Below are 24,497 nucleotides of genomic sequence, written 5' to 3' on the forward strand. Positions count from 1 at the left end.
CGCCGGATGCGGGGAAGACGACCATCGGTCGGCTTCCCCGCCGCTTGGTATCACTGCGTCGGAATGCGCCCGACCGAGCAGAGGGTGCGCAGGGCTCCCGCGCTGTCGGTGTAGCAGCTCGCCGACCAGCCGCTCTGCTGGATGAAGGATTTGCGGCCCTCGCGCAGCGCCGTCCGGTAGGCCCGCATCAGGATCGGCTGCACGGTCTGCGCCGGCTCGCCGACCACGAGCTCGGCCGCGACCGTCAGCTCGCGAAAATACTCGGCCGACGGCGTCGGGTCGCTCGAGGCCGCCTGCACGATCGGCTGGGCGCGGCAGGTGAGGTCGAGCCGGACGCCGCTCGCGGCCCGGACGTCGATGCTCGGGCCGACCCGGCGCCCGGCCTTCTTCGCCCCCGTCGCCCCGGCGATGCGGGCGGCGAGCGCGTCGCACGCGTCGGCCCGTGCGGGTGTCGACCAGACGGGCGCCGACAGGAGCAGGGCGGCGAGAAGGGCGGGGAGAAGCGGGCGAAGCATCGCGGCCGGTGGGCTTTCTGGGTCGGAGCGGACGACAGGGCGGGAGCTTTGGCCGGCCTTCTTATACCAAGCTGCATGGAATCCGACCGATGGCCGGCTTCCCTGCGTCCGGCGGACGCCCGCCGCCGCGCCTTCGCGCGGGCCACCGACGATGAGTCGGGATCATCGCCGGTTGGTATTAAGGCATCGCTCCGGCTCTGGCGTGCGCTTTCTCCGCCGGGCGCGGCGGGGAAGCGACGCCCGCTCCTGTGGATCGCTTCACGAAGGTCTCGACGCGGCAACGGCTTGGGCTGTGGATATCCGTTGGGGAAGAATGTGGACGAACGGCCAGGGTTGACCCCGGCCGGCGGGCGGCGGCAAACCGGCCCGTCGCGCCGGCAGACACGCGGGACGAACGGCGGGATTGAACGGGAGGAGCGAGAATGGCAGCCGAGCGCGCCGCGTCTGCGTCGTGGACGATCCTGATCGCGACGGGCCTCGCGCTCGCCGCACCGGCCGCGGCGCAGCAGCCGGCCCAGGGCGAGGCATCCGCCCCCCGGCAACCCCTTGCCCGCAGCCGGACGAAGGCGCCGAGCCAGCCGGCCCAGCCGATCCAGGTCTGGGACGCGCGCATCGAGGGCGGCGACCTGCGCATCACCGGCGGTGTTCGCCGGAGCGGCGTGACCGTGATCCTCGACGACGACATCTCCGTCCTGTCCGACCGGCGCGGACGCTTCGAGTTCCGCCTGCCCTACCGGCCCGCGACCTGCGTCGCGGTGATCAAGGCCGGCGAGGACGAGCGGGAGGCCGTGGTCGCCAACTGCGCGCCGGAGGGGCCGGCCGGCAAGGCGGGCGAGACCGGCCCCGCCGGACCGCAGGGCACGGCGGGTCTTCAGGGGCCACCCGGCCCCGCCGGTGCACCGGGGCCGAAGGGCGATCGGGGCCCCGAGGGCGAGCAGGGGCCCAAGGGCGAACAGGGGGCCAAGGGCGATGCCGGGGCACCGGGTGCGCCCGGGCCGAAGGGCGAGACGGCCGCGGCGAGCACCGTCCCGTTCCGGGTGGTGCGGTCGCAATCCTGCTCCGAGACGAGCTGCACCCTCTCCTGCGAATCGGGCGAGGTGCTGGCCTCGGCCACCTGCCGCACGGGCGGTGCGGCGACCCTCGACTCGGAAGACAAGGCCACCTGCCCCGCGGGCAGCGGAGGCATGGTCGGGATCTGCGCCCGGCCCTGAAAGCGCGTCACGGCAGGAGCCGGGAGCCGTGCCTGATCGCGACACGACCGGGCACGGATCGCACCGGCGTCAGCCCTTCCCGTCGAGCCACCCCATCATGCCCATCGCCGCGGCCCGGCCGACGGCGAAGGAGGCCTGGAGCAGGTAGCCGCCGGTCGGCGCCTCCCAATCGAGCATTTCGCCGGCCACGAAGGTGCCGGGCCGCGCCCGCAGCATGAAGCGGCCGTCGAGTCCGTCGAAGGCGACGCCGCCGGCCGTCGAGATCGCCCGCGCGATCGGGGCCGGCGCGTGCAGCCGCAGGGGCGCCCCCTTGATCGCCGCCGCCAAGCCTTGCGCATCGCCCGGCAGGGCGTTGGCGTGCGCCTCGCGCAGCAGGCCGGCCGCGGCCGGGCTCAGGCCCGCCGCCTTGCGCAGGCGTGTGGAAAAGCTCTCGCCGGGCCGGCTCCGGGCGAGCCGGGCGGCGAGCGCGTCCGCGTCGAGATCCGGGCGCAGATCGAGGACGAGTTCGGCGCCGCCGTCGCGCTCGACCGCCTCGCGGATCGGGCGCGAGAGCGTGTAGATCACCCCGCCCTCGATGCCGTCGGCCGTCGCCACCGCCTCGCCGCGGGCGCTCGCGCCGCCGATCCGCGCGGCGAGGCGCTTGAGCGGCGCGCCGGCGAAGCGCTCCGAGAAATGCGCCGACCACGCCACGCGGAAGCCGACATTGGCGGGCTTCAGCGGCGTGACCGCGACGCCCTGCCCCGACAGGAGCGGCACCCAGGCTCCGTCCGACCCGAGCCGCGGCCAGCTCGCGCCGCCGAGCGCCAGCAGCGTCGCTTCCGGACGGACGGTGAGCGCCCCGTCCGGCGCCTCGAACGTCAGCACGCCCTCCCCCAGCCCGACCAGCCGATGCCGGGTGCGGATCGCCACGCCCGCCGCATGGAGCCGGGCGAGCCAGGCCCTGAGCAGCGGCGAGGCCTTGAAGCTTTCGGGAAACACCCGCCCGCTCGATCCGACGAAAGTCGTCTGGCCGAGCCCCTCGCACCACGCCCGCAAGGCCTCCGGCGGATAGGCCTCGACCGCCGCCAGCAGGCGCGGATCGGCCGGGTGATAGCGTCGCAGAAACGCCGGCAGCGGCTCGGAATGGGTGAGGTTGAGCCCGCCGCGCCCGGCGATGAGCAGCTTGCGGCCGACCGACGGCATGCGCTCGCAGACCGTGACGGCGCGTCCCGCCCCGGCCAGCACCTCCGCCGCGGCGAGCCCCGCCGGCCCGCCGCCGACGATGACGATCCCGTGATCCCGATCCGCATCCATGACGTGCCGGAGGGCCCGGAGACGCGCTTCCTGTCAAGCGGTACGACCCCTCGGAGCGACGGGCCGCGCCCCCTTCGATGCCGGAAGGGCGAGCGTTCGCTTCCCGAGCGACCGGCCGGGATGGCGATCGCGCTGCCCTTGATTCGACGCGATCCTCCCTCTAACTGCGCGGCATCGGCTGCGGGCCCCTCTGGCGGAACGCGCACCCGTGTCGGTCACGACGCTCCCGGACTCGTCGGGGAGCCCATCCCCGTCCGCATCCGCGGCGGCCCGCGCGTGAGGGACACGGCAGACGCTTCCGCGATGTCGGAGCCGATGCTCTCCCAAAGCGAAGCATCCGGTCCCCGCCATGATGATGGACATTCTCACCCACGAGTGGCTCGGCAAGCCCGTGTGGATGTGGCTCGGCTTCCACGCCCTGGTGGCCGCCCTGCTCGCCTTCGATCTCGGCCTGCTGCACCGGGACGAGAACCACGAGATCGGGGTGAAGGAGAGCCTTCTCCTCACCGCCTTCTACTTCACCCTCGGCCTCGTCTTCGGCGGCTGGATCTGGTGGATGCTCGGGCCCGACCCGGCCCAGGAATACGTGACCGGCCTCGTGATCGAGAAGTCGCTGTCGATGGACAACGTCTTCGTGATCGCGGTGATCCTGACCTCGCTCGGCGTGCCGCGGGCGGCCCAGCACCGGGTGCTGGTCTGGGGCATCCTCGCCGCCGTGCTGCTGCGCGGCCTGATGATCGGGCTCGGCTCGGCCCTGGTGAGCCAAGCGCACTGGGTGCTCTCGGTGTTCGCCGCGTTCCTGGTCTATGTCGGCATCAAGATGCTCGTCTCGAAGGACGAGGGCGAGCACGACATCCGGAACAGCGCCTCCTTGCGCCTCCTCAAGACGTGGGTGCGGGTCACCGAGAAGCCGGAAGGGCAGCACTTCATCGTGCGCAGGCCCGACCCGAAGACGGGCAAGCCCGTGCGCTGGCTGACGCCGCTCGCCGTCGCGCTGGTGCTGGTCAACATCGCGGACGTGATCTTCGCCGTCGACAGCGTGCCGGCGATCTTCGCCATCACCACCGACCCGTTCATCGTCTACACGTCGAACATCTTCGCCATCCTCGGCCTTCGCGCGCTCTACTTCGCGCTCGCCGCGATGGTGGACCGCTTCGCCTACCTGAAGACGGCGCTCGCCTTCATCCTGCTGTTCATCGGCGCCAAGATCGTCGTCGCCGACACGCTGGAACTCGTCCACCTGCCGCCGTGGGTCTCGCTCGTCGTCACCCTGGTCCTGCTCACCCTCGGCATCGTCTACAGCCTGTGGCGCACCCGCGGCGCGGCGGAGACGCCGCTGGAGAAGCGCCGCGAGGAGATCGCGCAGCGGACCTGACGCGCCGGGCGGCTCTCCCGATCCGGCACGGTCCGCTCGATCGGGCCGGGAGGGTTCGTTCACGATCTTGCGCGATCCTGGGGGCAGGCCGGGGAACCGGCCGCGTTCCTTGCGTTTTCGGGCCCGACCATGCGGCGTTTCCTGACCGGCGGCATCAAGGCGATCCTGGCCATCGCCGTCCTCTCCACCGCCGCCCATTGGGCGATGCGCATCCAGCGCGAGCCGGCGGCCCCAGCCCTGCCGGTGGCGGCGCTGGCCGATCCGGTCACCACCGGCTCCATCGCCGCACGCAAGGCCGAGCGGCTGGCGCCGGAGGCGGGGGCCGCGATGCCGGCAAGCCTTGGCGGCGGCCTCGACCAGCAGCACCTCGCCAAGCTGATGGCCGGCGCGGCCACGGACCGGCCGAAGCTGCAGAAGGCGGTCGCCAGGCGCTGAGTTCAAGCCCCGAATCACGGCCGGACACGACGAGGCCGCCGAGCCCGAAAGCCGGCGGCCCCTTTCGTTCGAAGCGAGAGCCTCGTCCTGGATATCGGATCCAGGACGAGGCTCTCGGTTTTTGATTTTGCATCGTCTTTTCAGACAAGCCGGCAGCCACCTTTCGGGACGATGCTCTAGAAAAAATCAGGCGGCGAGCTGGCGCGGCTCGTGGCGGCCTTCCTTCACCTCCTCGACGATCTTGGCGCAGAAGGCGTCGAGGTCGCCGGGGTTGCGGCTGGTGACGATGCCGCCGTCGGTGACGACGGCCTCGTCCTGCCAGTCACCGCCCGCGTTGATCACGTCGGTCCTGATCGAGGCGAACGAGGTCAGCGTGCGGCCCTTGACCGCGCCGGCCTCGATCAGCAGCCACGGCCCGTGGCAGATCGCGGCCACGACCTTGCCGGAGGTGACGAAGCTGCGCACGACTTCGAGCGCCTTCGGCTCCAGCCGCAGCTTGTCCGGGTTGATCTGGCCGCCGGGCAGCACCAGCGCGTCGTAATCGGACGGGTTCACGCTTTCCAGGTCGAGATCGACCGGCACGTCCCTGCCCCAATCGGTCTTGTCCCAGCCGCGGATCGTGCCCTCGGACCGGCGGGATTGCGGGCTCGCCACGCTCACCGTGGCGCCGGCCTCCTTCAGCTTCGCCTGCGGCACCGTCAGTTCGCTTTCCTCGAAGCCGTCGGTGGCGACGATGAGGATCCTGGCCTCGCGGATATCGGGCATGCCTTCGCTCCGTCATGTTCGGGAATTGCCGTGCCAACGGATCGACCGGGCTGGGGTTCCTGCCGACGTCACAGCGCCGCACCCAGGTTCCGGCGAGACGGAAGAAGAACGGAACCGGACCGAGAGGGACGTGTTGGACCGCCATCCCCTCGAACCAGACTGGAGATGGTCCATGGCCAATCCCGGCATCCCGATCCCCGATCCGACGCCCGGCGGCCGGATCCCCGGCGATCTTCCCCCGCCGCCCCAGCCCGACGATCGGCCGGATATCGGCCCGACCGGTCCGCGCTCGCCCTATCCCGTCGACGAACCGGACATCGACGATCCGAAGGGCCCCGGCTCCGAGCCGGACTACCTGCCCGGCGGGCCGACCGATCCCGGCATCCGGCTCTGATCCAGCCCGACCGCAGCCCCGCCCGATCACGGGCGGGGCCACGACGCATGGTACATTTGCGGCACGAGCCTCCGGCATCGCGGGTTCCTCCCGCCGTGCCCGCCCGCCATGTCCGCGCGTGCACGCTCGTGTCGAGGCGGAGCCGCCTCGGCAACGTCGTCCGAGCCGCCGGGAGCGGCCGTCGCCCCCACGACGAGCCGGTTCTGTCCGGCGACGCCCATGCCGGTGCGGCCATGGACCACACGCCGAACCCGGTCGCCGTCACCCTGGTGCCGGAGGCCCTGCCGAGCGCGGAGCGCAGCCGGCGCCGCCGCGGCAGGCCGGAGGTCCAAATAGAAATTCGCTATCTGAGCGAGCACGGCGTCACGTATGTGCCCGCCGTGGTTTCATTCGCCAGGGTCCGCGCAGCCGGCGGCAACCGATACGCCCTCCGGTCGATGACTTCGGCCTGTCCTGCGTCCTTGCGAGGCGAAGCCGTGGCCATCCAGGGCGCGCCCTTTCCGGACATGCCCGCGCCCTGGATCGCTTCGCGGCCGCTCGCGAGGACGGAGGGCGGCCAAACCCGAAGCGATCGATCGGAAGGTCTGAGGCGGCTCAATGGCCGCCGTGGGAGGCGCGCACGTCCCGCGGCGCGGCCAGGATCTCGCTGAGGCTCGCGGCCACGTGGCGGGCCTCCTCGTCGGTCAGGCGAAGCTGGAACGGCGGCAGCGCGCCGGCCTGGAGCGCCACCACCGCCTGACCCTGCTCGTCGGTGCCGACCTCGATGGCCGAGGAGGTCACGTCGAGCATGGCGACGTCCTCGTCGCCGGTCTCGTCGGGCAGGTCGACCCCGCCGTCGTCATCGATGGCGGTGAGGAGCTGGCCGACGGCACGCACCAGGGCGCGTGCGGCGCGGGCATCCATGACCACCGCCGTGGACTGGTCGTCCTTCTGGAACGAGAGCTGGATGTTCGCGCCTTCGAGGGAAACCGAGATGCCCGCCATGAATCGCCTGACTGCACTGCCTTGAGGGCGGTGCGTAACCGCCTGGATTGGCGATCATATATGCACCGGCCCCGCGCTTTGTCACAGGGTGGCGGAGGCGGTCCCCACGACCCGGCGCCGCCTTCCGGGCGCGGGCGATCGCCACGATCGTCCCGGCCTGCCTTGTTAAGGCCGCATCGGCGGCCTACATACGGTTCCGACGGGCGCGGCGAAGCGAACGGCTTCGATCCATCCCATGATCGCCCGTCATCCCGCAAAATCGGCGGACGCTGCCACGTGCTCGCTTCGAGCAGACGCTTGCGCTTGGTGTGGAAAGAACGAAGGAACTATTCGTGGATACTGGAACTGTTAAGTGGTTCAACGAGACCAAGGGCTACGGCTTCATCCAGCCGGATAACGGCGGCAAGGACGTGTTCGTCCACATCTCCGCCGTCGAGCGGGCCGGCCTGCGCAACCTGGTCGAGGGCCAGAAGATTTCCTACGAGGTTCTGACCGACAAGCGCAGCGGCAAGGACGCGGCCGGGAACCTGCAGGCGGTCTGATCTCGTCCTTGGGCCGGACCAGAACCGGCCCAGCCACGTTCCCCGACGATGAAGCGGCACCCACCGGCACAGGATTCCTCCATCGGAATCCGGCGGCGGGCGCCGCCACAACAACCAGAAACGACGTCGGCCACGCCGAAAGAATGGCGCGGGATCCGGCGAGAAAGAAGAAACGACAATGACGTTCGAGTTCCGGCGCCACCAGAGCGCCGTATCGCCCGTGACCGACGCGGCGACCTTCCGGGTGGACAGTCTGGTCGATACGCAGGGGCGCAACGCCCGCGCCGACCTCAGCCACCTCATCGACCCTTCCTACGAGTACCACTCGCCGCGCGAGCTGCGCTGGCATCTCGCCGACCGCCTGGGCCTCGCGCCCGCCGCCGTGCGGCTGAAGGAAGCGGCCTGACCGACCGGCCCCGCACCCCTGGCGCGGGGCTTCTACGTCTCGATCGATGCCTTGGCCGCCAGTGCCGCCAGCGCCGTCTCGCGCAGCGACAGGGGCGCGGCGATCAACTCGCCATGGCGCGGCTCCGGGCGGTTGTAGACCGCCGGCCCGCCGTCGAGGCTGCACACGCCGCCGCCCGCCTCGCGCACGATCAGGTCGGCGGCGGCCAGATCCCAATCCCGCGCATCCCGCGAGACGAGGCCGAGGTCGATCCGTCCTTCCGCCACCCGCGCCAGCCTCAGGGCCAGCGAGGGCACCCGCTCGACGACCGTGACCGAGGGCCGCGGCCCGAGCCGGGCCGCGCCGTTCAGGAGCCGGTCCTGCATCGGCTTCGGGCCGGTGATGCGGGCCGCTTCGAGCCCGTCCTGCGACGAGGCGCGGATCGCCGCGCCGTCGAGCGTGGCTCCCTCCCCCACGACCGCCTCGTAGAAATCTCCGATCGCCGGGGCGAAGACCGAGCCGAGCACCGGCTCCCCCTCGCGCAGCAGCGCCACCGCGATCGACCAGTCCGGATGCCCGGACAGGAAGGCGCGGGTGCCGTCGATCGGATCGACGATCCAGACGAGGTCGTGGCCGAGCCGCACCGGATCGTCGCTGGTCTCCTCCGAGAGCCAGGCCGCCCGCGGCTCGATCTGCGACAGGCGGACCTTGAGGAAGGTGTCGACGGCGACGTCGGCCTCGGTGACCGGCGAGCCGCCGGCCTTCGACCAGACCCGCGCGCTCGTCTGCGCACCCTTCCGGAAGAAGGGCAGCGCGAGGGCGGCGGCCTCCCGCATCGCGTCGTGCAGGACGGGCCGCAGCGCCGCGAAAGAGGGTCTTGTCTGGGTCATGGATCCGGTGGGCGCCGCTCTCGCGAAACCGGCCTCGTGCCGCATGGACGCTGCCGACGCCCCTCCGTTCTAGTGCATCGATCCGAAAAGTGGCCACCGGATTTCGGAATGCAGCGATGCGCGAACCGCCGCCGCGGCCGGTCCGTCGCGCCGGTGCCGCGCGCAAATCCACGACGTTCGAACGGTTACCCGCATTGAACCAATTCCGGCAAGGGTCCGTTGAGCATCGCCGAGACTTCGGCTCGATCCACCAACGCTTAACGCTCACTCTTAAGGTGCCTTGGGGAAGACGACCGGCACTGTGCTTGTCAGATCAGCGTGTCCGATAGAGACCGCGGCGAGGGATAGGGCGTCGAGCCGATGACGACTTTCGAGATCATGAATCTGAACCGCCGCCCCGGCTGCGGGGACGGGATCGAGGCGGCGCCGATCCCGGTTCAGGCCACCCCGCTGCCGATCCTCGGCGCGCCCGTCGGCGTGGCGCTGGCCTTCGACGACGCGGCCGAGGCCTGCGGCGAGGATCGCTTCGCGCTGCTTCTGGTCGATGCGGAGGGCGAGGTGGCGATGCGGCTCGGGCCGTTCGCCGAGGAGGACGTCGTGGCGGTGTGGCGCGCCGTCTCGGCCAAGGGCGGCCTCGCCCGGATGCTGCTGCGCGAGGACGGAGCGATCGTGCCGGTCTCGCAGCAGCTCGGACCGGTCGTGCTCGGCAGGGGCCGTCAGCGCCGCCGCCACGCCGCCCTCAGCGGCCGCCGCCCGCGCTTCCTCGTGCGGCGCAAGACCGCCCGCCTCCCGGCCCGGCCCTGCATCCACCGGGGCGAGAGCGAGATCATTTCCCGCGGCTGATACCGTTTCCGCTTGATCGCTTCGGGTTTCGCCCCTCTCCGTCATCGCGAGCGGCCGCGAAGCGATCCAGGGCGCGACAGGTCCGGAAAGGACGCGCCCTGGTTTGCCACGGCTTCGCCTCGCAAGGACGCAGGACAGGCCGAACTCATCAACCGGATATCGTATGAGACGACCGCCGCCTCGGCCGTCGTCGCCCTCGAGCCGGCCCGTGCGCTCGGGCGAGTTCGGCGGATAGGGGCCGGCATCGCGCGAACGCCCCCGGGCGCGGGCGCCCTCGCCATGGGAGCGTCAGTGCCAGCCCTGCCACAGCGCGTCGGCGGCGAACCCCGCGAACAGGATGAGTCCGGCATCGCGGTTCGAGCGGAACAGCGCCAGGGCGCGCTGGCCGTCGCGCTCGGAGAGCGTCGCCACTTGGCGAACGAGATGGGCGGCGAACAGCGCGAGCCCGAGCCAGCCCAGGGGGCCGGCCCCCGCTCCGATCAGCGCGGGAACGAACAGGGCGACGGTGCCGGCGTAGCACAGGCCGACCGCCAGGCGCAGGCGCGCCCCGAACAGCCGCGCCGAGGAATGGATGCCGACGATCTCGTCGTCCTCGATGTCCTGCACCGCGTAGATCGTGTCGTAGCCGACCACCCAGGCGATGGTGCCGACGTAGAGCCACAGGGCCGGGAGATCGAGCCGGCCGAACACCGCGACCCAGCCCATCAGCGCACCCCAGGCGAAGGCGAGGCCGAGCACCGCCTGCGGCATCGGCATCACCCGCTTCATGAACGGGTAGATCGCCACCGGCACCAGCGAGAGCAGGCCGACGAGGATCGCGGCGGCATTGAATTGCAGCAGCACCGCGAGGCCGACCAGGGCCTGGGCCGCGAGGAAGGCGGCGGCTCCCTTCGTCGTCACCTGTCCGGAGGGCAGCGGACGCGAGCGGGTGCGCTCGACCTGCGCGTCGAGCGTGCGGTCGGCGATGTCGTTGTAGGTGGAGCCGGCGCCGCGCATCGCCACCGCGCCGATCAGGAACAGGACGAGGTGGCCGGGATGGGGGCCGGGATTGCCGGCGGCGACGGCGGCGAGCGCGGCCGACCACCAGCACGGCAGCAGCAGCAGCCACCAGCCGATCGGCCGCTCGATCCGGGCGAGGCGGAGATAGGGCCGCGCCCCGGCCGGCGCGAGCCGGTCGACCCAATGGCCGGCGACCGCGTCGGCGACGCGGCCGGTGGGCTCGGGGCGGAGAATCAAGGTCGTGACGGTTTAGAGCGCGCCCTGCGGCATCCGGAAGGAGCCCGACAGGCCCGGGCCGCCGAGCAGGCCGCCCCCGCCGCCGTTCTGCGCCTGGGCCTTGGCCTGGGCTTCCATCTTCGAGGCCTGGGCGGCGATGCCGCAGACCTTGTTGCGGATCTCCGAGACCTTGTTGTGGTCGGCCTTGAAGCCTTCCGAGAACGAATCGGGGATCGAGCACCATTCCTTGTTGGCGGTGATCCACTTGAGGCCGGAAGTGCCGTTGGCCTGGAGCTTGCCGAACAGGGCGCAGGCCTCCTGCGGCGTCATCTTCTTCTTCGAGTTCGAGGCGGCGTTGGCCTTGGCCACGAGGTTCTTGCGCTCGATCAGGGTCGACTGGATCGCGCCGCAATCGGTGCCCGCCTGCTTCGGCACGGACTGGGCGGGCGCCGCCGGCGCCATCGGCGCGGGGATGCTCATCGGCGCGCCGGCGGAGGGGGCGGGCTCGGACGGCGTCGTCATCGACGGCATCGGCGCCCCGCTCAAGCCCTGGGCGAGCGCCGGCTCGGCCAGCAGAACGAGGCCGACGAGGGCGGCAGCGGTCTTCGACGGTGCAGTCATCCTGGCAGACATTCGGCCCGGTCCTTCTCCCCGCATGCCGCGACGGGTTTGCCCCCGATCCCGCAGCGCCCGCCCGGCACGAGCGTCCCGGCGCAGTGGCCGCGGGCTCGGTCGAGGGGCTTGAACGTGTTTCGATGCGGGACTCTTCTGCGCATGGGAATGTGGCGCCAATGGTACGTTCCGCCCGCGACGGGCCGCGAGCGTGGGAAACGCTGCGAAACACGCACCACGTGATATTTTCGCATCAGTGGGCGCGGGGCGCCGGTTGACAGGCCGGAAGCGCCACGCGACGAGACGGGCTTCGCTGCGAGAGACCATGGCCGCTTACGACTTCACCGCCCCGCGCCTCTTCGTCGAAGCGGATCTGGCGGAGGGGCGCGTCCTGCCGCTGGAGCGGGCCCAGGCGAACTACCTGCTCACCGTGCTGCGCCGTGCGGAGGGCGAGCCGGTGCTGCTGTTCAACGGGCGCGACGGCGAGTGGCGCGCCGAGATCGTGCCGCAGGGCCGCAAGAGCGCCGACCTGAGCGTCGTGGCGCGGACCCGGCCGCAGCCGGCCCCGCCCGACCTGCACTACCTGTTCGCGCCGCTGAAGACGGGCCGCCTCGACTACATGGCGCAGAAGGCGGTGGAGATGGGCGCCGGCCGGCTCCAGCCGGTCTTCACCCGCTTCACCCAGGGCGAGCGGATCAAGTCCGACCGCCTTCGGGCCAACGCGATCGAGGCGGCCGAGCAGTGCGGCATCCTTTCCGTGCCTGCGATCGGCGAGCCGGACCGGCTGCCCGCCTGCCTCGACGCGCTCGAAGCCGACCGCCTTCTCGTCTTCTGCGACGAGGACGCGCCCGCGACCGATCCGGTCGCCGCCCTGCGCGCCGCCGCCGATTCGGGAAGGCCCCCGCCGCTCGCGGTGCTGGTCGGCCCCGAGGGCGGGTTCCACGAGGAAGAGCGCGCGCTGATCGCCGGCCGGCCCAACACCGTCGCCCTGTCGCTCGGCCCCCGCATCCTGCGGGCGGACACCGCGGCGGTCGCGGTGCTGGCGCTCGTCCAGGCGGTGCTCGGCGACGCACGATGAGCAGGACAAGGCGAATGTCCCATCCACTCCCTCATCCTGAGGTGCCCGCGCCAGCGGGCCTCGAAGGATCCTCCAGGTTCCGCGCGGCCTGCCGGAACACCGCTCGAAGCCTCCGCTACGCTCCGGCACCCCAGGATGAGGGTGAGACCGGGATGGCGGGTATGCGCCGCATCCCCAACGTCCGTCCGAGGATGTCGCGATGAACCTCCCCCGCCTCCTCCTCCTGTCTCTCGGCGGGACGATCACCATGACCCGCAGCGCCGCGGGCGGGATCGTGCCGACGCTCACGGCGGCCGACCTCGCCGCGACGGTCCCGGGGCTCGACGCGGTGGCGGCGATCGAGACGCTCTCGCCCCTGCGGCGGCCGAGCGCCGGGCTCACCCTCGACGACCTGATCGGGGTGGCGCGCACGATCACCGAGCGCCTCGCGGGCGATCTCGACGGGGCCGTGGTGATCCAGGGCACCGACACGATCGAGGAGACCGCCTTCGTGCTCGACAGCCTCTTGGGCGGCGGCAAGCCCGTCGTCGTGACGGGCGCGATGCGGGGTCCGGAAAGCGCCGGGGCCGACGGGCCCGGCAACCTGCTCGCCGCCGCCGCCGTCGCGGGAAGCGCGGCGGCGCGGGGCCTGGGCGTGCTCGCCGTCCTCAACGACGAGATCCACGCCGCCCGCCTCGTCCAGAAGGCGCACACCACCCTGCCCTCGGCCTTCCGCTCGGCGCTCTCCGGCCCGCTCGGCCTCGTGGTCGAGGGCGAGGCGCGCATCGTCCTGCGCCCCGGCCGCGCGCCCCGCGTCGACGGCCCCCTGTCGGATACGGCGGCGCCGGTGGCGCTCCTGAGGATGGGCATCGGCGACGACGGCCGGCTGCTCGCCGCCCTGCCCGATCTCGGCTTCCGCGGCGCCGTGATCGAGGGCATGGGCGCGGGCCACGTGCCGGAGTCGCTGGCGGACACCGTCTCCACCCTGGTCGAGCGGATGCCGGTGGTGCTCGCCTCGCGCACCGAGACCGGCCCGGTGTTCTCGCGCACATACGGGTATCCGGGCGGCGAGATCGATCTGCTGCGCCGCGGCGTGCTCTCGGCCGGCCTCCTCTCCGGCCTGAAGGCGCGGCTGCTGCTCCAGCTTCTCCTTCGGGCGGACGTTCCGCGCGACGCCTACGGCCGCTTCTTCGCGGACCCGTGAACGGCCGAACCCGGACCGGACACGGAAAGCTTGCATCATGCCCGTCTGCGGTCGGCGGGCGCGTTGTTCAGCCTTGCGGCGTCCTCTAAGGACACGACATCCGGTGAGGCCGCCACCGGCCCGTCCGGTGGCGGACGACCGGCGCGCCCGCTGACATTCGATCCGACGTCACCTTCGAGGCAGCGCATGGCGCGCGACACGTCCGACACCACCCCGCTCACCACGCGGGACGAACTGATCGCGTGGTTCGCCGCGGGCGAGAAGCCGCGCGAGCGCTTCGCCATCGGCACCGAGCACGAGAAGATCCCGTTCTATCGGGCCGACCACGCCCCCGTGCCCTACGAGGGCGAGCGCGGCATCCGGGCCCTTCTCGAAAACCTCGCCCGCGAGACCGGCTGGGAGCCGATCCTCGATGCCGGCACCATCATCGGGCTCGCCAACAACGAGGGCGGCGGCGCGATCTCGATCGAGCCGGGCGGGCAGTTCGAGCTCTCCGGCGCGCCGCTGCCCGATATCCATGCGACGGTGGCCGAACTCGACGAGCACCTCGCCGCGGCCAAGCGCGCCGCCGAGCCGCTCGGCATCGGCTTCCTCGACCTCGGCATGAGTCCGAAATGGACCCGCGAGGCCACGCCGCAGATGCCGAAGAGCCGCTACCGCATCATGCGCGGCTACATGCCCAAGGTGGGCAAGCTCGGCCTCGACATGATGCTGCGCACCGCCACCGTGCAGGTGAACGTCGATTTCGCCTCCGAGGCCGACATGGTGCGCAAGATGCGCGTCAGCCTCGCGCTCCAGCCGATCGCCACGGCGCTGTTCGCCAACTCTCCCTTCACCGACGGGCGCCCGAACGGCTTCCTGTCGCGCCGCTCCGAGATCTGGCGCGACACGGACGCCGACCGCACCGGCATGCTCGCCTTCGCCTTCGACGAGGGGTTCGGCTACGAAGCTTACGTCGACTGGCTGCTCGACGTGCCGATGTACTTCGTCAAGCGCGGCGAGACCTATCACGACGTGGCCGGCGCCTCGTTCCGCGACCTGATGGAAGGGCGCCTCGCCCCATTGCCGGGCGAGCGGGCGACCGTTTCGGACTGGGCCAACCACGCCTCCACCGTCTTCCCCGAAGTGCGCCTCAAGCGCTTCCTCGAAATGCGCGGCGCCGATGTCGGCGGGCGGGCGATGATCGCGGCGCAATCGGCGTTCTGGGTCGGGCTGCTCTACGACGAGACGGCGTTGTCCGCCGCCTGGGATCTCGTGCGCGGCTGGGCGCCCTGCGAGCGCGAATCGATGCGCGCCGCGGTGCCGCGGCTCGGCCTCAATGCCAGCATCGGCGGGCGCAGCCTCGGCGCGGTCGCGGCGGAAGCCCTGGCCATCGCCCGCTCCGGCCTCCAGGCCCGGGCGCGCCGGGACGGGGCGGGCCGCGACGAGGCCCTGTATCTCCAGCCGCTGGAAGCGATCGTCGCCGCCGGGCGCAGCCATGCCGAGGAGCGGCTGGCCGATTACGAGGGCGCCTGGGAGAAGTCGATCGAGCCGGCTTTTTCCGCCTGCACGTTCTGATACGCCATCCGGTTGATGAGTTCGGCCTCTCCTGCGTCATCGCGAGGCGAAGCCGTGGCGATCCAGGGCGCGCCCTTTCCGGACCTGTCGCGCCCTGGATCGCTTCGCGGCCGCTCGCGATGACGGAGGGGGGCCAAACCCGAAGCGATCGATCGGAAACGGTATGACACGGCAAAGGCCCGGCGCAGGATTTCGCGACGCGGCAAACGGCGATCGCCGCCGCAACGTCGGCGGTGCGCTCGCCGCGAGGGCGGCCCCGCGCGACTACGATTACGGCCTCTACGGCTGGCCGCCGCTCGATCCAGGATTACGAGAGGCCCCGTCGGCCGGGTTCGGCCGGCGGGGCTTTTTCGTGTATGGCGGGCGGCGATGCCCGATTCCCCGGATGCCGCCCCGGTCGAGATCGACCTCGAACTCGATCTCAGCGGCCTCAAATGCCCCCTTCCGGCGCTGCGCACCCGCAAGGCCCTGCGCGCCCTCCCGCCCGGGGGACGCGTCGCCGTGACCTGCACCGACCCGCTCGCCGGGATCGACATCCCCAACCTCGTCCGCGAGGAGGGCGCCGCGCTGGAGGCGCAGGAGCGGCTCGGGTCAGCCTCGCGCTTCCTGATCCGCCGCGGCGGCGCCATCGCGCCCGAGCGATCCTGACCCCGAACAGTCCCGAGCCGGAGACGCCATGCCCCCCGAGATCCGCGGCACCCGCACCGTCCACGATGGCTGGGCGAGCTTCCTCGTCGCCGAGGTGACGACCCCGGAGGGCGCCGCGGTCACCCGCGAGATCGAGGATCACGGCGAGGCGGTCTGCGTGCTGCCCTACGATCCCGAGCGCAGGGTCGCCCTGCTGATCCGCCAGTTCCGCGCCGCGCCCTTCTTCACCGCCGGCGTCACCGACCTGCTCGAAGTGCCCGCGGGCCTGCTCGACGAGGCCGACCCGGAGGCCGGCGTGCGCCGCGAGGCCTTCGAGGAGACGGGCCTGCGCCTGTCGCGCCTGGAGCCCGTCTCGACGGTGTGGAGCATGCCGGGCGTCTCGACCGAGCGGATGCACCTGTTCCTCGCCCCCTACGCGCAAGCCGACCGGGAGGGGCCGGGCGGGGGCCTCGCCGAGGAGCACGAGGCGATCACGGTGGCGGAGATGCCGCTCGCCACCCTCGCGGCGATGAGCGAGGCCGGCGAGATCGTCGACATGAAGACGCTGGTGCTGCTGCTCACCCTGCGCCTGCGCCGCCCGGACCTGTTCGCCTGAGGCCCGGCTTGCGGGCGGTCCGGCAACGCCTATCATCGCCTTCGACGCGGAACGGCTTCCTGTCGGATAAGGAAAGCGCGCCGCGCGGGAGATGCGCCCATGTCGTTCTTCATCGGGATCGCCGGCCCCTGGCTCGTGGTCTCCGCCCTGCTCCTGATGTGGCACCGGCGCGAAGTGGAGCGCCCCGATCGGACCGTCGAGGCCGAACCGGACGGGTATCCGCCGCGGGCCTAGCGGTCGTCGGCGGTATCTTCGGCCGAGGCGCCATCTCCGTCCCGCATGGCGCCCCGGCCCGGCCGAACCGATGCCCGCGGCAAGGGTTGTCGAGGCTCGGCGCCCCGCCCGGCGGCACCGGCTCGCCGCATCGTCCCCGAAAGATGGCCACCCGCTTTCGGACGCGGACGACGCGATCCCGGACCGGTCGCGACGCCCGGCTTCGGCGACACATCACGGGCGGGTTCCGCTGCGCGGCACCGTCCGATTCGATTCGAACGGTTCCCGCGCAAAAATCAGGGCTGGCAGGCCAGGACCCTGGCGCCGATGGCGACGAACTCCGCCGCCGTGCGCTGCTCGTCGCCGATCCGCGGCATGCGCGCCACGACCGTGGCCTCGTGGGCCAGACGGTCGTTGCAGGAGCAGGTCGGCAGCCCCTCGCCCGCCGGCGGCGAGCAGGCGTCGTGGTGCATGCAGGCCCGGTCGAGGGCATCGGTCGGGGGGAGGCCGGCGCCGCGGCTGCCCGGGCCGCAGTAATTGCCGTGGAACACCAGCGCGCCCTTCGGCAGGCCGATGCCGAGATCGGGCGTCGCCGGCATCTCGACGGCCGGCGGCTCGATGGCGGGAACGGCCACGGATTGCGCCGAGGACGGGAGTGGCGCGAGAGCGAGGTGAAAGGCCGAGAGGCCGACGACCAGAGGAAGGCGCCGGGTGGCGCAGGATAGAATGGCCACGGTTGGTAGTCTCCGTTCGAAACGCTCCCCTCACAGCACCCGGCGGGCCGGGATCGGCACCCGCATCGGAGAGGCTGAGCCGTTCAAACGATTTTTCCAGGCCGTCGTTCACTCTTTCACGCAAGAAACGAACCACCCGGCTCAGCTTCAGAACCTATAGTTCAACCCGCCGCGAACGACACCGAAGCCTGATTCCGATCGGCCGGTGCCGTAATAGGCCGGTACCGTCGCATCGTAGACGGTGGTGCCGGTGCCGCTTTTGCCGAGATCGACGTAGAGACCCTCGACCTTCACCGAGATATGGTCGGTCAGAGCGTATTCGACGCCCGCCCCGGCGGCGTAGCCGAGCCGGGTCGTGTCCGGCAGGGTGTAAGGATAGGCCGAGGCGTAGGGCGACTTGCTGCCGCCGCCGTAGGCGAAGCCGCCGGTGCCGTAGACGAGCCAGCGGTCGAAGGCGTAGCCGACCCGGCCGCGCACGGTGCCGAACCAGTCGAGGCTCGGAGTGACGCCGTAATAGGGCGTGGAGCCGATGGTGCCGTCGCCGCGGCGGCCGAAGCCGGTGCCCTGGAAGTCCGCCTCGGCGCCGAGCACCCAGCCGGAACCCGGCGTGAGCTGGTAGTTGTAGCCGATCTGGCCGCCGCCGACGAAGCCGCCCCGCCCGCCGCTCTCCGTGACGGTGCCGTAGGTGGCGTCCGTGTAGCTCGACGAGCCGCCGCGGAAACCGTAGCCGGCATTGGCGCCGACATAGAAGCCGGTCCAGGTGAAGACCGGCAGGACGGGCGGCGGCGGGGGTGCCGCCCGGCGCGGCAGGTCGGCGGCGCCGGCCCCGCTCGCGAGAAGGAGTCCGGTCAGGGCCGGCAGCATCGCGTGACGGATCATGGTGTTTTCTCTTCTGCGAAGTTCGGGAAGGCTCAGAGGGCGAGCAGCAGCAGGCCGACGACCACGACCGCCAGGATCAGGCAGAGCGCGAAGTCGATGACGGTCTGGCCGCCGCAGGGCTCGGGCTCCGGTTCGGTCCGGGGGGAGCGCGGCCGGGCAAGGGCACCGGCACCGGCACGGGCGGCGGTCCCGGCGAACGGGTGGATCCGGCTCGCGGCGAGGCCGGTCGTCGGCAGGCCGGTGGAAAAGGCGGCCTTCATCGGACCGCCTCCCGAAGGCTCGCGACCCGCGCGGTCTCCTTCCGCGCGGTGGCGATGCGGCTCGCCCGGGTTACCTCCGGACGCTCGAAGGCCGGGAGGAAGCCGGCCATGAGCGGCCGGACCGTCGGCAGGCCGGCGGCCGCGGCGAGGACGGCGGCGAGGGCGGCGCCGCGGACGAGCGGGCGGACCGAGGCGTCGAGCACCGGGCCCGGCCGGGGCGCGAACATGAGCGGCGCCTCAGCGGATACGAGAGTGGGTCTCAGTTCGATCATGATAGCGTCTCACCGTCCGCGGCCCTTGAACGTGGGAAATATGACCACGAAAATCTACGTGTGTAAAAATCCCACGTCAAACGGAAATCAGCGGATCAGGGTGCCGGACCGCACATTGTGGGATTGTCTCCCACATCATCGCCATTAAGCTCAGGCCATGTCCGAGCCGACCGAACCCGCTCCGTCCCCGGACGGCGCCGCCCTGCACGCGCCGGTGGCACGCCTGCTGCGGCCGCTCGTGCGCCTTCTGGTCCAGCGCGGCATCACCTTCCCGGCCCTGACGAACCTGCTGCGCGAGCTCTACGTGAACGTCGCCGAGTACGACTTCGCCCTGCCCGGCAAGGAGCAGACCGACAGCCGGGTCAGCCTGCTCACCGGCATCCACCGCAAGGAGGTGCGCCGCCTGCGCGGGGCCGGCGCGCCGGTGAGCCAAGTGCCCGCCATGGTCTCGCGCACGAGCCGGATCATCGCCCGCTGGGTCGCCGCGCCGGACTTCACCGATCGCCAGGGCCGGCCGCTGCCGCTGCCGCGCTCGGCCGAGGACGACGCCCCCTCCTTCGAGAGCCTCGTGGCGGGCGTGACCAAGGACGTGCGCCCCCGCGCCGTGCTCGACGAGTGGCTCGACCGGGGGCTCGCCGTGCTCGATCCCGAGGGCCGGGTGCGCCTGCTCGAGGCGGCCTACCTGCCCAAGGGCGGGGCGGAGCCGCAACTCTACTATTTCGGGCGCAACCTGCACGACCACATCGCGGCGGCGGCGGAGAACGTCGCCGGCCCCTCCCCCCGTTTCTTCGAGCGCGCGGTGCATTACGACGGGCTCTCCGACGTGCTCGCCGCGCGGTTGGAGGAACGAGCCCGGGAGATCGCGATGGGGGCCCTTCGGGAGGCCAATGCCGAGGCGCACGCGGCCTGCGAGGGCGACGCGGGCGGGCGCCACCGCTGGAACTTCGGCATCTACGTCTACCGCGCGGAGGTGCCCGCCCGCGGTCCCGCTTCGGAATCCACGGCCTCGTCCGCCTCGGACGAGGAGGGCCGCGCGTCTTGAGCCGCCTCGTCCCGACCCGCCGCGGCCTGCTGGCGCTGCTCGCCGGCACCGCCCTGTGGCGGCCGCGGCCGGCCTGGCCGCAGGCGGAGGGCGATCCCGTCCAGGATCGCGGCATCGGCGGCACCGGTGCGCGTCCCTCGCAGGAGGAGACGCCCGGCGGCGACCGCGGCATCGGCGGCACCGGCGTGATCGGCACGATCCGCCGCTTCGGCTCGATCGTCGTCAACGACCTGCGCATCACCTACCCGCCGGACGTGCGCGTGCGCATCGACGGCGCGCCCGCCCGCGTCGCCGACCTCAGGCTCGGCCACGTCGTGCGGGTGGCGGCGCGGGGGGGCGACGGCGGTCTCTCGACCCGCGCCATCGACGTGACGAGCGAGGTGGTCGGCCCCGTCGAGGCCGTGGCCCGGGGCCGCCTGACGGTGCTCGGCCAGACCGTGTCCACCGCGGGCCTGAAGACCCCGCAAACATTCGCGGTCGGCGAGCGCGTCGCGGTGAGCGGCCTGCGCCGGGGCGACGGCACCGTCGTCGCGAGCCTGATCGAACCCCGCCCGGACGGCGCCGCCCGCGTCGCCGGCCCGGTGCGGCGAGGCCGGGACGGCGCCCTGCGCATCGGCGGGCTGCGCCTGGAGGGCCTGGAGCCGGCCCTGGCCGGACCCTTGACCGGACGGCGCACCCTCGTGCAAGGCACGGTCGGCGCAGGCAGCCTGACCGTGACATCCGCCCGCGACGTCAGCCGGCCCTTCCCGGCCGGGCTCGGCCGCGCCTCCATCGAGGCCTACGTCGCGCAGAGCGGCGGCGCCCTGCGGCTCGGCTCCGGCCTCGCGGTCTCGGGCCGGATCGACCCCGCTTCGCTGCCCAGCGCGGGCCGGCCGGCGGTGATCGAGACCGGAATCGGCCCGGGCGGACGGATGAGCGTGGAAGCGGTGCGTGGCGAGGCACCGGGACGCGGCGGACAAGGCCCCGGCGAGCCGGGGACCGGTGGCCAGGGCGTCGGCGGTCGGGGCTTGGGTGGCCGCGGTCCCGGCAATCCCGGCTCCGGGCCGTCCGGACGTTCCGGCCCCGGGGGCGAGGCGCCGTTCGCGCGCCCCGGCGGACGCGATCCCGGCGGATTCGGGTCGGGCGGGAATTCGATGCCCGGCGGCTACCCGATCGACACGCGACCCGGCACGGCGCCGGGCTCCGGCAGTGGACCCGGCGGCGCGTTCGGGGCGCCCTCGGGCGGCTTCGGCCGTCCCGGGGGCGGTGGGCCGGGCGGCTTCGGCGGCGGTGGTTCAGGCGGGTTCGGAGGCGGCGGGCCGGGGGGCAGGCCTCGCTAGAGGCCCGTCAGCGGCTGCGCAGGATCAGCCGGTCGCCCCGCACCTCGTAGGAGGGGAGCCGCTCCAGGAAGCTCTGGCCGAGCAGGTTGGTGGTGAGCACGCCCGGCCGGCTCACCATGGCGTCGACGTCGCGCTCGGTGATCGGCCCGATCGTGATCGAGTCGAGCCGGATCGGCGCGGTCAGCGCCGTGCCGTTGGCGGTGGAGACGTGCTGGGTGAACGCGCTCTCCGCCGGACGGAGCCCCAAGCGCTCGGCGTTCTCGGCGGTGAGCACCACGCTGCTCGCCCCCGTATCGAAGGCGAAGCGCTGCTCGGCGCGGCCGTTCACCTCCGCCAGCACGGCGAAGTCGCCGTCCGAGCGGCGGGTGATCGTCACCTCGCCGCCCGCGCCGACCACGGCGGTGCCGGGATGCAGGGCCCCGACCAGGCCGGCTCCGACCCGCTGCACGTCGTCCCGGTAGGCGTAGCCGAGGACGAGCACCGCAGCGATGGCGAGCCAGATCAGGATCGAGCGCACCGTCTCGCCGGGCATGGCGAGCGCCTGCCGCCAGCGGCCGGCGGTGAGGAGCAGCAGCAGCGCACTCATCGAGACGAGGCCGGCGAACCGGTCCTGATCGAGCCCCATCACCGCGCCGCCGTCGTGGTTGGCCACGAGGACGACGAGGCCGACCCCGAGGATGGCGAGCCCGATCCACATCATCGCGCGCCTCCCTCCCGCTGCGGATAGGCCCGCCGCAGCCGTCCGGGCAGGCCCGCCATGATCGCGAGCCGCTGCGGCTCGGAGAGCGAGCCCCACGACCCGATCTCGTCGCGGGTGCGGCCGCAGCCCTCGCACAGGCCGGTGGCAGCATCGAGCACGCAAACCTTGGTGCAGGGACTCGAAGGTTTTTTCACAATCACCGTCATCGCCCCGCAGATGGGACGGAGCGGAGCCGTGAATCAAGGGTTTTGCCGCACGCCTCGTGCGACATCCGATCGACCCCTTCGGGATGGCGGATGTCGCCCTCGCTCGAACGCCGCCCGTCACGCCTCGGACGGGCTGCGCTTGAGCCAGCGGATGGGGTGGACGAGGATGCGCGTGCCCCCATCCCCCTCCCATCGCGTCGGCAGGCCCTGCGCTTCCGGGCCATCGCTTCAAGCGATTGCCCTGGGGCCGCGAAAAACTACGCCGTCGCCGCGACCAGGGCCAGCAGCACCGCCACCTCGCCGACCTGCTGGCAGGCGCCGACCACGTCGCCGGTCTGGCCGCCGATCTTCCATCGGGCCAGCGCGCTGAGGCCGAAGGCGGCGAGCGGCGCGAGGATCAGCGCGAGGACGAGGCCCAGCGGCGGCAGGCCGAGGGCTGCGGCCAGAGCGGCGAGGATCACGCAGAGCAGGCCGGCGATCCCGAGCGTGGCGCGTGTCGGCCGGCCGACCGCGGCGCCCGCGCCGCCGGGGCGGGCGGGGTCGAGGATCGCGATCGGGACCAGGGCCGCACTCCGCGACAGCGCGGCGGCGAGGAGCAGCGACACGGCGGCGAGCGAACCCGAGCGGTCGAGCAGGGTCGCGAGCATCGCCGCCCGCAGCACCAGCCCGAGGAACAGGGCGGTGCCGCCATAGGCGCCGATGCGGCTGTCGCGCATGATCTCCAGGCAGCGCTCGCGGCTGTGGCCGCCGCCGAACCCGTCGGCGACGTCGGCCAACCCGTCCTCGTGCATCGCGCCGGTGATCAGCGCCAGGGCGACGAGCGCCAGCGCGGCGGCGACGAAGGGCCCGAGCCGGATCTCCCAGGCGAGCACCAGCACCAGGGCCGCGGGCAGCGCGATCAGCAGGCCCGCCAGCGGCAGCACCCGCGGCGCGGTGCGGAAATCCGGCGCGCCGTAGGGGGACGGTTCGTCGGGCAGCGGCGGGATCGGCAGGCGGGTGAAGAAGCGCAGGCAGGCGGCCAGATCGTAGATCAGCTCCGCACCGGGAAAGGGCGGCCCGAGATCGCTGCCGCTGCGCTCGATCATGGCCGCCCCCTTCGAAGGATCGTCCCCGCCTGTACCGCGGGCCCGTCCGCTTCTATAGCGCCGGGAGCCGCCCGCCCGCTACGCGGCCCGACCGGCTATCCGGTCGCAAATCTCCGGCCGGAGGTTTTGGGCCGACCGAGCGACCGCCTTTCTCCGTTTTCGCGTTCCCCCTGCCCCCGACGCGCACGAGCCTGCTAGATGACCGCCGCCCCGACCGCCGCCCCTTCGCCCTTCGCCGACATCCGCCGCCTGCTGACCGAGATGCCCGGCCCCGACGGGGATGCGGTCGCCGCGATCCGGGCGCGCGACGCGCAGTTGACCAAGCCGCCAGGCGCGCTCGGGCGCCTCGAAGGGCTCGTGGAATGGCTCGGCGCGTGGCAGGGCAAGGCCAAGCCCAGCCTCGACCGGCCGATGGTCTGCGTCTTCGCCGGCAGCCACGGCGTGGTGGAGCGCGGGGTCTCGGCCTTCCCGGCGGCGGTCAACCGGCAGATGCTGGAGAATTTTTCGGCCGGGGGCGCGGCGATCAACCAGCTCTGCGCCGCCTACGGCCTCGGCTTCCGGGTGTTCGACCTCGCCGTCGACCTGCCCACCGGCGACATCTGCTCCGGCCCGGCGCTGGACGAGAAGGGGTGCGTCGCCACCATGGCCTTCGGCATGGAGGCGGTGGCGGCGGGCACCGACTGCCTCGCGGTCGGCGAGATGGGCATCGGCAACACCACGGTCGCGGCGGCGATCTACGCCGCGCTCTACGGCGGCGCGGCGGAGCACTGGGTCGGGCGCGGCACCGGGCTCGACGCGGCGGGCCTCGCCCGCAAGGCCGAGGCCGTGCGGCTGGCCCTGCAAACCCATGCCGGGCATCTGGCCGACCCGCTCGCGGTGCTCGCCCGCCTCGGCGGCCGGGAGATCGCGGCGATGGCCGGCGCGATCCTCGCCGCCCGGCTCCAGCGGGTGCCGGTGGTGCTCGACGGCTACGTCGCCACCGCCGCGGCCGCCGTGCTGCACGCCCTCGATCCGTCCGCCCTCGACCACTGCATCGCCGGCCACCGTTCGGCGGAGGGCGCGCACGGGGAGGTGCTGGAGCGGCTCGGCCTCACGCCGCTTCTCGCCCTCGACATGCGGCTCGGCGAAGCCTCCGGTGCGGCGCTGGCCCTCGGCCTGCTGAAGGGGGCGCTCGCCTGCCACCGCGACATGGCGACGTTCGAGCAGGCGGGCGTGTCGGGCAAGAGCGAAGGCTGATTCTCGAGCCCAGCCCGATGCCGCGCCAGCA

At 72.6% G+C, this 24,497-nt stretch carries 30 protein-coding genes; 16 read left to right on the top strand and 14 right to left on the bottom strand.

Annotated elements, in window-relative coordinates; genetic code table 11:
- Nucleotides 1-50: 50 nt before the first annotated feature.
- Nucleotides 51-515, bottom strand: a complete 465-nt coding sequence (locus PGN25_10245; GenBank protein ID MEH3117948.1) for a hypothetical protein — start codon at nucleotides 513-515, stop codon at nucleotides 51-53.
- Between the two features lie 422 nt (nucleotides 516-937).
- Here PGN25_10245 and PGN25_10250 point away from each other — a divergent pair, with 422 nt between their 5' ends.
- A complete protein-coding gene (locus PGN25_10250; GenBank protein ID MEH3117949.1) occupies nucleotides 938-1,726 on the top strand; it encodes a collagen-like protein in 789 nt (262 codons plus the stop codon).
- Nucleotides 1,727-1,795: 69 nt separating this feature from the next.
- On the opposite strand, the gene PGN25_10255 is transcribed toward PGN25_10250, so the two are convergent.
- Nucleotides 1,796-3,019 carry a TIGR03862 family flavoprotein gene (locus PGN25_10255; GenBank protein MEH3117950.1) on the bottom strand — a complete coding sequence of 408 codons (1,224 nt, stop codon included), beginning with the start codon at nucleotides 3,017-3,019 and terminating at the stop codon, nucleotides 1,796-1,798.
- Nucleotides 3,020-3,368: 349 nt separating this feature from the next.
- Here PGN25_10255 and PGN25_10260 point away from each other — a divergent pair, with 349 nt between their 5' ends.
- On the top strand, nucleotides 3,369-4,394 hold the full coding sequence (locus tag PGN25_10260; protein ID MEH3117951.1) for a TerC family protein: 1,026 nt from the start codon (nucleotides 3,369-3,371) through the stop codon (nucleotides 4,392-4,394).
- Between the two features lie 129 nt (nucleotides 4,395-4,523).
- The gene (locus tag PGN25_10265) at nucleotides 4,524-4,829 is read left to right on the top strand and encodes a hypothetical protein (protein ID MEH3117952.1); all 306 of its coding nucleotides are present in this window, start codon (nucleotides 4,524-4,526) and stop codon (nucleotides 4,827-4,829) included.
- Between the two features lie 186 nt (nucleotides 4,830-5,015).
- Here PGN25_10265 and PGN25_10270 read toward each other — a convergent pair whose 3' ends face one another.
- Nucleotides 5,016-5,594 carry a type 1 glutamine amidotransferase gene (locus PGN25_10270; protein ID MEH3117953.1) on the bottom strand — a complete coding sequence of 193 codons (579 nt, stop codon included), beginning with the start codon at nucleotides 5,592-5,594 and terminating at the stop codon, nucleotides 5,016-5,018.
- Between the two features lie 172 nt (nucleotides 5,595-5,766).
- Between PGN25_10270 and PGN25_10275 the strand changes: the two genes are divergently transcribed.
- The gene (locus tag PGN25_10275; GenBank protein MEH3117954.1) at nucleotides 5,767-5,988 is read left to right on the top strand and encodes a hypothetical protein; all 222 of its coding nucleotides are present in this window, start codon (nucleotides 5,767-5,769) and stop codon (nucleotides 5,986-5,988) included.
- Between the two features lie 594 nt (nucleotides 5,989-6,582).
- On the opposite strand, the gene PGN25_10280 is transcribed toward PGN25_10275, so the two are convergent.
- The gene (locus tag PGN25_10280) at nucleotides 6,583-6,972 is read right to left on the bottom strand and encodes a hypothetical protein (protein MEH3117955.1); all 390 of its coding nucleotides are present in this window, start codon (nucleotides 6,970-6,972) and stop codon (nucleotides 6,583-6,585) included.
- Nucleotides 6,973-7,304: 332 nt separating this feature from the next.
- Here PGN25_10280 and PGN25_10285 point away from each other — a divergent pair, with 332 nt between their 5' ends.
- Nucleotides 7,305-7,514, top strand: coding sequence for a cold-shock protein (locus PGN25_10285; GenBank protein ID MEH3117956.1), 210 nt, complete (start codon nucleotides 7,305-7,307; stop codon nucleotides 7,512-7,514).
- Nucleotides 7,515-7,692: 178 nt separating this feature from the next.
- A complete protein-coding gene (locus PGN25_10290) occupies nucleotides 7,693-7,920 on the top strand; it encodes an AsnC family transcriptional regulator (GenBank protein MEH3117957.1) in 228 nt (75 codons plus the stop codon).
- A gap of 32 nt (nucleotides 7,921-7,952) precedes the next feature.
- On the opposite strand, the gene PGN25_10295 is transcribed toward PGN25_10290, so the two are convergent.
- Nucleotides 7,953-8,789, bottom strand: a complete 837-nt coding sequence (locus tag PGN25_10295; GenBank protein ID MEH3117958.1) for a 3'(2'),5'-bisphosphate nucleotidase CysQ — start codon at nucleotides 8,787-8,789, stop codon at nucleotides 7,953-7,955.
- Between the two features lie 360 nt (nucleotides 8,790-9,149).
- Here PGN25_10295 and PGN25_10300 point away from each other — a divergent pair, with 360 nt between their 5' ends.
- Nucleotides 9,150-9,632: a DUF6101 family protein gene (locus tag PGN25_10300; GenBank protein MEH3117959.1), complete on the top strand. Its 483-nt coding sequence runs from the start codon at nucleotides 9,150-9,152 to the stop codon at nucleotides 9,630-9,632.
- Nucleotides 9,633-9,920: 288 nt separating this feature from the next.
- On the opposite strand, the gene ubiA is transcribed toward PGN25_10300, so the two are convergent.
- Both ubiA and PGN25_10310 read right to left on the bottom strand, forming a co-directional pair.
- The gene (gene ubiA, locus PGN25_10305) at nucleotides 9,921-10,868 is read right to left on the bottom strand and encodes a 4-hydroxybenzoate octaprenyltransferase (GenBank protein MEH3117960.1); all 948 of its coding nucleotides are present in this window, start codon (nucleotides 10,866-10,868) and stop codon (nucleotides 9,921-9,923) included.
- 12 nt (nucleotides 10,869-10,880) lie between these two features.
- Nucleotides 10,881-11,480, bottom strand: coding sequence for a hypothetical protein (locus tag PGN25_10310; GenBank protein ID MEH3117961.1), 600 nt, complete (start codon nucleotides 11,478-11,480; stop codon nucleotides 10,881-10,883).
- Nucleotides 11,481-11,784: 304 nt separating this feature from the next.
- On the opposite strand from PGN25_10310, the gene PGN25_10315 reads away from it, so the two are divergent.
- The 6 genes from PGN25_10315 to PGN25_10340 all read left to right on the top strand — a co-directional run bounded on the left by PGN25_10315 (nucleotide 11,785) and on the right by PGN25_10340 (nucleotide 16,754).
- A complete protein-coding gene (locus PGN25_10315; protein MEH3117962.1) occupies nucleotides 11,785-12,537 on the top strand; it encodes a 16S rRNA (uracil(1498)-N(3))-methyltransferase in 753 nt (250 codons plus the stop codon).
- 199 nt (nucleotides 12,538-12,736) lie between these two features.
- Entirely contained in the window at nucleotides 12,737-13,720 is a 984-nt protein-coding gene (locus PGN25_10320) for an asparaginase (GenBank protein ID MEH3117963.1), read from the top strand.
- Between the two features lie 186 nt (nucleotides 13,721-13,906).
- Complete coding sequence (locus PGN25_10325) at nucleotides 13,907-15,277, top strand: glutamate--cysteine ligase (protein MEH3117964.1); 1,371 nt, start codon at nucleotides 13,907-13,909, stop codon at nucleotides 15,275-15,277.
- 369 nt (nucleotides 15,278-15,646) lie between these two features.
- Nucleotides 15,647-15,925: a sulfurtransferase TusA family protein gene (locus PGN25_10330; GenBank protein MEH3117965.1), complete on the top strand. Its 279-nt coding sequence runs from the start codon at nucleotides 15,647-15,649 to the stop codon at nucleotides 15,923-15,925.
- 28 nt (nucleotides 15,926-15,953) lie between these two features.
- Nucleotides 15,954-16,520, top strand: coding sequence for an NUDIX hydrolase (locus PGN25_10335; GenBank protein MEH3117966.1), 567 nt, complete (start codon nucleotides 15,954-15,956; stop codon nucleotides 16,518-16,520).
- A gap of 99 nt (nucleotides 16,521-16,619) precedes the next feature.
- A complete protein-coding gene (locus PGN25_10340) occupies nucleotides 16,620-16,754 on the top strand; it encodes a hypothetical protein (protein ID MEH3117967.1) in 135 nt (44 codons plus the stop codon).
- A 275-nt stretch (nucleotides 16,755-17,029) separates the two neighbouring features.
- Here PGN25_10340 and PGN25_10345 read toward each other — a convergent pair whose 3' ends face one another.
- The 4 genes from PGN25_10345 to PGN25_10360 all read right to left on the bottom strand — a co-directional run bounded on the left by PGN25_10345 (nucleotide 17,030) and on the right by PGN25_10360 (nucleotide 18,833).
- Nucleotides 17,030-17,467 (bottom strand): hypothetical protein, encoded by a 438-nt coding sequence (locus PGN25_10345; GenBank protein ID MEH3117968.1) that lies wholly within the window; start codon nucleotides 17,465-17,467, stop codon nucleotides 17,030-17,032.
- A 147-nt stretch (nucleotides 17,468-17,614) separates the two neighbouring features.
- Nucleotides 17,615-18,346: an outer membrane beta-barrel protein gene (locus tag PGN25_10350; GenBank protein MEH3117969.1), complete on the bottom strand. Its 732-nt coding sequence runs from the start codon at nucleotides 18,344-18,346 to the stop codon at nucleotides 17,615-17,617.
- A gap of 32 nt (nucleotides 18,347-18,378) precedes the next feature.
- Nucleotides 18,379-18,606 (bottom strand): hypothetical protein, encoded by a 228-nt coding sequence (locus PGN25_10355; GenBank protein ID MEH3117970.1) that lies wholly within the window; start codon nucleotides 18,604-18,606, stop codon nucleotides 18,379-18,381.
- Nucleotides 18,603-18,833, bottom strand: coding sequence for a hypothetical protein (locus PGN25_10360; protein MEH3117971.1), 231 nt, complete (start codon nucleotides 18,831-18,833; stop codon nucleotides 18,603-18,605). The genes PGN25_10355 and PGN25_10360 overlap by 4 nt, the downstream gene beginning before the upstream one ends.
- A gap of 202 nt (nucleotides 18,834-19,035) precedes the next feature.
- On the opposite strand from PGN25_10360, the gene PGN25_10365 reads away from it, so the two are divergent.
- Both PGN25_10365 and PGN25_10370 read left to right on the top strand, forming a co-directional pair.
- Nucleotides 19,036-19,920: a DUF6502 family protein gene (locus PGN25_10365; GenBank protein ID MEH3117972.1), complete on the top strand. Its 885-nt coding sequence runs from the start codon at nucleotides 19,036-19,038 to the stop codon at nucleotides 19,918-19,920.
- Entirely contained in the window at nucleotides 19,917-21,239 is a 1,323-nt protein-coding gene (locus PGN25_10370; protein MEH3117973.1) for a DUF5666 domain-containing protein, read from the top strand. Before PGN25_10365 ends, PGN25_10370 begins: the two co-directional genes overlap by 4 nt.
- 7 nt (nucleotides 21,240-21,246) lie before the next feature.
- Here the strand turns inward: PGN25_10370 and PGN25_10375 are convergent, their stop codons facing one another.
- The 3 genes from PGN25_10375 to cobS all read right to left on the bottom strand — a co-directional run bounded on the left by PGN25_10375 (nucleotide 21,247) and on the right by cobS (nucleotide 23,230).
- Nucleotides 21,247-21,939 carry a TIGR02281 family clan AA aspartic protease gene (locus PGN25_10375; GenBank protein MEH3117974.1) on the bottom strand — a complete coding sequence of 231 codons (693 nt, stop codon included), beginning with the start codon at nucleotides 21,937-21,939 and terminating at the stop codon, nucleotides 21,247-21,249.
- Nucleotides 21,936-22,145 (bottom strand): DUF1289 domain-containing protein, encoded by a 210-nt coding sequence (locus PGN25_10380; protein MEH3117975.1) that lies wholly within the window; start codon nucleotides 22,143-22,145, stop codon nucleotides 21,936-21,938. The genes PGN25_10375 and PGN25_10380 overlap by 4 nt, the downstream gene beginning before the upstream one ends.
- 257 nt (nucleotides 22,146-22,402) lie before the next feature.
- The gene (gene cobS, locus PGN25_10385) at nucleotides 22,403-23,230 is read right to left on the bottom strand and encodes an adenosylcobinamide-GDP ribazoletransferase (GenBank protein ID MEH3117976.1); all 828 of its coding nucleotides are present in this window, start codon (nucleotides 23,228-23,230) and stop codon (nucleotides 22,403-22,405) included.
- Between the two features lie 198 nt (nucleotides 23,231-23,428).
- Here cobS and cobT point away from each other — a divergent pair, with 198 nt between their 5' ends.
- Complete coding sequence (cobT, locus tag PGN25_10390; GenBank protein ID MEH3117977.1) at nucleotides 23,429-24,466, top strand: nicotinate-nucleotide--dimethylbenzimidazole phosphoribosyltransferase; 1,038 nt, start codon at nucleotides 23,429-23,431, stop codon at nucleotides 24,464-24,466.
- The last annotated feature ends 31 nt before the right edge of the window (nucleotides 24,467-24,497 follow it).

This window comes from Methylorubrum populi (genome assembly GCA_036946625.1).
Classification (GTDB): Bacteria; Pseudomonadota; Alphaproteobacteria; order Rhizobiales; family Beijerinckiaceae; genus Methylobacterium; species Methylobacterium populi_C.